This window comes from Streptomyces flavofungini (assembly GCF_041028215.1).
GTDB lineage: Bacteria > Actinomycetota > Actinomycetes > Streptomycetales > Streptomycetaceae > Streptomyces > Streptomyces flavofungini_B.
The window spans coordinates 1-5,619 of record NZ_JASKYR010000528.1 but is presented as its reverse complement, the minus strand read 5'-3'; the positions used below and the strand labels follow the sequence as shown (position 1 = coordinate 5,619).

5 protein-coding genes and 1 pseudogene are annotated in these 5,619 nt (G+C 74.2%); 4 read left to right on the top strand and 2 right to left on the bottom strand.

Annotation, left to right across the window (positions count from 1 at the left end; all coding sequences use genetic code 11):
* Positions 1 to 717 (top strand): aminotransferase class I/II-fold pyridoxal phosphate-dependent enzyme (locus AB8Z36_RS28810; RefSeq protein ID WP_369216315.1); only part of this gene is annotated, 717 nt, incomplete at its 5' end.
* 55 nt (positions 718 to 772) lie between these two features.
* Here the strand turns inward: AB8Z36_RS28810 and AB8Z36_RS28805 are convergent.
* The gene (locus AB8Z36_RS28805; protein ID WP_369216314.1) at positions 773 to 1,816 is read right to left on the bottom strand and encodes a LacI family DNA-binding transcriptional regulator; all 1,044 of its coding nucleotides are present in this window, start codon (positions 1,814 to 1,816) and stop codon (positions 773 to 775) included.
* A gap of 125 nt (positions 1,817 to 1,941) precedes the next feature.
* Here AB8Z36_RS28805 and AB8Z36_RS28800 point away from each other — a divergent pair, with 125 nt between their 5' ends.
* The 3 genes from AB8Z36_RS28800 to AB8Z36_RS28790 all read left to right on the top strand — a co-directional run bounded on the left by AB8Z36_RS28800 (position 1,942) and on the right by AB8Z36_RS28790 (position 5,200).
* Entirely contained in the window at positions 1,942 to 3,102 is a 1,161-nt protein-coding gene (locus tag AB8Z36_RS28800) for a Gfo/Idh/MocA family protein (RefSeq protein ID WP_369216313.1), read from the top strand.
* Positions 3,103 to 3,218: 116 nt separating this feature from the next.
* Positions 3,219 to 4,349 (top strand): dihydrodipicolinate synthase family protein, encoded by a 1,131-nt coding sequence (locus AB8Z36_RS28795; protein WP_440582021.1) that lies wholly within the window; start codon positions 3,219 to 3,221, stop codon positions 4,347 to 4,349.
* On the top strand, positions 4,346 to 5,200 hold the full coding sequence (locus AB8Z36_RS28790; RefSeq protein ID WP_369216312.1) for a sugar phosphate isomerase/epimerase family protein: 855 nt from the start codon (positions 4,346 to 4,348) through the stop codon (positions 5,198 to 5,200). The genes AB8Z36_RS28795 and AB8Z36_RS28790 overlap by 4 nt, the downstream gene beginning before the upstream one ends.
* A gap of 182 nt (positions 5,201 to 5,382) precedes the next feature.
* Here the strand turns inward: AB8Z36_RS28790 and AB8Z36_RS28785 are convergent.
* A pseudogene (locus AB8Z36_RS28785) lies at positions 5,383 to 5,619 on the bottom strand (DUF937 domain-containing protein); the annotation flags it as partial.

Sequence of the window (5,619 nt, the reverse complement as noted above, 5' to 3'; positions counted from 1 at the left end):
CTGCTCACCCCCGCCCACCAGTTCCCCACCGGCGTCGTGCTCGGCGGTGAGCGGCGCCGCGAGCTGGTGGAGTGGGCGCGCGAGGGCGGCCTCGTCATCGAGGACGACTACGACGCCGAGCACCGCTACGACCGCCCCGCCGTTCCCGCGCTCCGCGCCCAGCTCCCCGAACACGTCTGCTACACCGGCAGCGTCTCCAAGCTCCTCGCGCCCGCCCTGCGCCTCGGCTGGCTGCTCGCGCCGCGCGCGTACCGCCCCGCGCTCCTCGACGTCAAGCGCCTGACCGACCTCGGCAACGCCGCGCTCCCGCAACTGGTCCTCGCCCGCATGATGGAATCGGGCGACCTGGAGCGCCATCTGCGCCTCATCCGCAGGCACCACAGGCGCCGCAGGGACGCGATGATCGCGGCGATCCGCACGCACCTGCCCGGCGCCGTCGTGCACGGCGCGGCGGCGGGACTGCATCTGACGATCACGTGGGAGAGCGCGGAGGAGGGCGTCGACGGTGCCCTCGCCACCGCCGCCCTCGGCCGGGGCGTCAAGGTCCAGCCCCTGTCCTGGCACACCCAGCGCCCGCACCGCCCGGGTCTCGTCCTCGGCTACGCGGCCACCGGCCCGACGGGCGTCACGGAGGGCGTGGCCGTACTGGGCGAGCTGGCGCGGGCCGCCGCCGCACGGGGCGGAGCGCCCTACGGGAGGCTTGCCGAGACGCCCTGAGGAAGGCTCAGCGAGACCCCTGAGGGAGGCTCAGCGAGGCGCCCTGAGGGAGGGCTCAGCGAGGCGCGCTCGTGGAACCCCGCACCATCAGCTCCCCGTGCACCGTGGCCACCCCGCCGGGCGGCGGCTTCTCCTTGCCCATGGCGATGCGGCCCGCCCGCGCCCCCGCCTCGTGCAGCGGCAGCCGCACCGTCGTCAGGGCGGGCMCGGCGTCGATGCTGAAGGGGAGGTCGTCGAAGCCCGCCACGGAGACGTCGTCCGGGATGCGCAGGCCCTTGTCCCGCAGGGCCGCGCAGGCACCGAGCGCCACCGTGTCGTTGGCGGCGACCACGGCGGTCAGATCCGGGGCGCGGCGCAGGAGTTCCTCGGTGGCGTCGTAGCCGGAGCGGCGGTCGTAGGGGCCGTGCACGGTGAGCGCCGGGTCGTCCGCGACGCCGTGCGCGGCGAGCGCCGCCCGGTGGCCCTCCAGGCGGTGCCGGGTGGTGGTGCGCTCCTCCGGGCCCGCGATGTAGCCGACGCGGCGGTGGCCGAGGCCGAGCAGGTGCTCGGTGATCCGCCGCCCGCCGCCGCGGTTGTCGAAGGTGAGCGCCACGGCGTCCGCCCCGGCGGAGGGCGGCCTGCCGCAGAGCACCACCCGCGCGCCCGCCTCCGCGAGGCGCCGCAGCTTCCCGGTCATCGCGGCGGCGTGGTCCGGGTCCTCCACCGCGCCGCCGGTGATGACCACGGCCGCGGCGCGCTGGCGCTGGAGGAGCGTGAGGTAGGTCAGCTCGCGCTCGGGGGAGCCGCCCGTGTTGCACACCACGGCCATCCGTTCGCCGCCCGCGCGCCCGCCGGGACCGCCGATCTCGGACTGGACCGCGCCCGCCATGATCCCGAAGAAGGGGTCCGCGATGTCGTTGACCAGGATGCCGACCAGGTCCGACGTGGCCGCGGCGAGGGAGCTCGCGGGTCCGTTCAGGACGTAGTCGAGGTCGTCGACCGCGCGCAGGACGCGCTCCCGCGTGGCGGCGGCCACGGGGTAGTTGCCGTTCAGTACGCGGGAGACGGTGGCGGGGGAGACCTGCGCGCGGGCCGCCACGTCCGCCAGGGTCACGGTCATCTGTTCGTCCTTTGGTCAGAGCCGCTCTCACTGCCCTGGTCCGGAGCTCTTGTCCGAACCTTGTGCGGCAGGCTAGCTTCTGTCTAGATAGAAAGCGCTTGCTACGCACCTACGGAGGGACTTTCGTGACACGCAAGACGGTGCGCATCGCCATGAACGGCGTCACGGGACGCATGGGCCACCGCCAGCACCTGGTCCGCTCGATCCTGGCCCTCCGCGAACAGGGCGGCCTCGACATCGGCGAGGGCACCGTGCTGTGGCCCGAGCCGGTCCTGGTGGGCCGCAGGGAGGACGCACTGCGCTCGCTCGCCGCGCGGCACGGCCTGGAGCACTTCACGACCGACCTCGACGCCGTACTCGCCGACCCGTCCGTCGACATCTACTTCGACGCGCAGGTCACCTCCGCGCGCGAGGACGCCCTCAAGCGCGCCATCGCCGCGGGCAAGCACATCTACACCGAGAAGCCGAGCGCCACCGGTCTCTCCGGCGCCCTGGGTCTTGCCCGCCTCGCCAGGGACGCGGGCATCAAGCACGGCGTCGTCCAGGACAAGCTCTTTCTGCCGGGCCTGCTGAAGCTGAAGCGGCTCATCGACGGCGGCTTCTTCGGGCGCGTCCTCTCGGTGCGCGGCGAGTTCGGCTACTGGGTCTTCGAGGGCGACTGGCAGCCCGCCCAGCGCCCCTCCTGGAACTACCGCGCGGAGGACGGCGGCGGCATCGTCGTCGACATGTTCCCGCACTGGGAGTACGTCCTGCACGAGCTGTTCGGCCGCGTGCGCACCGTCCAGGCGCTCACCGCCACGCACATCCCGCAGCGCTGGGACGAGCGGGACAAGCCCTACGACGCCACCGCCGACGACGCCGCGTACGGCATCTTCGAACTCGACGGCGGTGCCGTCGCGCAGATCAACTCCTCCTGGACGGTGCGCGTCAACCGCGACGAACTGGTGGAGTTCCAGGTCGACGGCACCGAGGGCTCGGCCGTCGCGGGCCTGCGCAACTGCCGGGCCCAGCACCGCAGCGCCACGCCGAAGCCGGTGTGGAACCCGGACCTGCCGGTCACCCACTCCTTCCGCGACCAGTGGCAGGAGATCCCGGACAACGAAGGCCCCGAGGGCTTCGACAACGGCTTCAAGGCCCAGTGGGAGCTCTTCCTGAAGCACGTCTACGCGGACGCCCCCTACCGCTGGGACCTCCTCGCGGGCGCGCGCGGCGTGCAGCTCGCCGAACTGGGCCTGCGCTCCTCGGCCGAGGGCCGCCGCGTCGACGTGCCGGAGATCGCGCTGTGAGCACCGTCCTGCTCCCGGCCGCGGGCGGCGGCACGCGCGCGTACACCCCGGGCGGCGGCACGCGCGCGTACTCCTCGGGCACGGGGACGGGGACAGGCGCGAGCACGGGGACAGGCGTGAGCACGGGGACGGGCACGGGGCACGCGCGCGTGGCGGCCGGTTCCGGTGGCGCCCCGCCGCTCACCTCCCGCACCGTCTTCTCCGCCGCGCACGTCGTCGCCGACCCGTTCGCGGACGTCTCCCCGGACGGCCCCGCCGCCGTCGACTGGGACGCCACGCTCGCCTTCCGCCGCCACCTCTGGTCGCACGGCCTCGGCGTCGCGGAGGCCATGGACACCGCCCAGCGCGGCATGGGCCTCGACTGGCCGTGCGCCGCCGAGCTGATCCGCCGCTCGGCCGCCGAGGCGAAGGCGGTCGGCGGGCGCGTCGCCTGCGGCGTCGGCACCGACCAACTGGCCACGCCCGCGAAGCTGCCGCGGGTCGTCGAGGCGTACGAGGAGCAGCTCGCGCTCGTCGAGGCGTCCGGTGCCCAGGCGATCCTGATGGCGTCGCGGGCCCTCGCGGCGGCGGCCGAGTCGCCGGACGACTACCTCACGACGTACGGCGAACTGCTGCGCCAGGCGCGCGAGCCGGTGATCCTGCACTGGCTCGGCCCCATGTTCGACCCCGCCCTTGAGGGCTACTGGGGCGCGAAGGACCTGGACGCCGCCACCGAGACGTTCCTGGAGGTCATCGCCGCCCATCCCGACAAGGTTGACGGCATCAAGGTCTCGCTCCTGGACGCCGGGCGCGAGATCGCCCTGCGCCGCCGCCTGCCGGAGGGCGTGCGCTGCTACACCGGCGACGACTTCCACTACCCCGAGCTGATCGCGGGCGACGACCACGGCTTCAGCCACGCGCTGCTCGGCATCTTCGACCCGCTCGGGCCCCTGGCGGCCGAGGCGGTGCGGGCCCTGGACACCGGGGACGCGGCGGCCTTCCGCGCGCTGCTCGACCCCACCGTCGAGCTCTCCCGCCACCTCTTCCAGGCGCCCACCCGCTACTACAAGACCGGCGTGGTGTTCCTCGCCTGGCTGGCCGGGCACCAGAGCCACTTCTCCATGGTGGGCGGCCTCCAGTCGGCCCGCTCCCTGCCGCATCTGGCCCGCGCCTACGAACTCGCCGACAAGCTCGGCCTGTTCCCCGACCCGGACCTCGCCGCCGCCCGTGTGCGGGCCCTGCTCACTGTCCACGGAGTGCCCCAATGAGCGATCCCCTGCCGTCCTCGCGGCCTGTGCGGCCTTCGCGGCTGAGCGTCAACCAGGAGACCGTCAAGCAGTGGTCCCTGCCCGAACTGGCCGAGGGCTGCGCCAAGGAGGGCATCGGATCGGTCGGCCTGTGGCGCGCACCCGTCCAGGAGTACGGGGTCGAGCGCGCTGCCCGGCTGATGCGGGACGCCGGGCTCACCGTGACCAGCCTGTGCCGGGGCGGCTTCCTCACGGACCCTTCGGGGGCCACGCGCGCGCGTGCCCTGGACGACAACCGCGCGGCGATCGACGAGGCGGCGGTGCTCGGTACCGACACCCTGGTCCTGGTCTCGGGAGGCCTGCCGCCGGGCGACAAGGACCTCGTGGGCGCCCGGGAGCGCGTCGCGGACGCCCTGGCCGTCCTCGGGCCCTGTGCCGAGGAGCGGGGTGTGCGCCTCGCCATCGAGCCGCTGCACCCGATGTTCGCCTCGGACCGCTGCGTCGTCTCCACCCTGGGCCAGGCGCTGGACCTGGCGGAACGCTTCCCCGCGCACCAGGTGGGCGTCGTCGTGGACACGTACCACGTCTGGTGGGACGACCAGGCGCCCACCCAGATCGTCCGCGCGGGCGCGGGCGGCCGTCTGCACGCCTTCCAGCTCGCGGACTGGATCACCCCGCTCCCCGCCGGAGTCCTGCTCGGCCGGGGCCAACTGGGCGACGGCTGCGTCCACTTCAGATCCTTCCGCGAGCTGGTGGACGCCACCGGCTTCACCGGACCGATCGAGGTCGAGATCTTCAACGAGGAGCTGTGGTCGCGGGACGGCACGGAGGTGCTGCGGGAGACGGCGGAACGCTTCCGTACGTACGCGTGAGTCGTTGGGCGCGGGGGCCGGTGACCAGTGGCCGGTGAGGCAGGGGCCGCAGGCCCCGGGGCGGGAGGCGGCCCCGTGCTCGCGCACGCGTGCGTGCCGCTTCATGCGGCGGGCGCCGAGCGCCCGCCGGACCGCGCAGGTACCCGCGTCCGCGTGGGCCGCGAGGCCATCGGACCGGTGGGCTACTTCCTGCCGCCCAGGATCTGGCCCAGCAGGTCGCCGAGGCCGCCGCCGGAGGGCTTCGCGGCGCCGGGGGACCTCGTCCGGGACGCCCGCTTGGAGAGCACCGCGAGCACGACCGGGATGAGCATCTCGATGACGCGGGTGACGGTCGCCGCGGGCAGACCGGTCTTCTTGGCGACCGCGTTGGCCACCGGGCGGCTCATCTTCGCGAGCACGCCGGACATCATCCCGCCGGC

Coding starts and splice junctions, on each gene's coding strand:
- AB8Z36_RS28790 (WP_369216312.1), top strand. CDS start 4,346: ATGAGCGATCCCCTGCCGTCCTCGCGGCCTGTGCGGCCTTCGCGGCTG.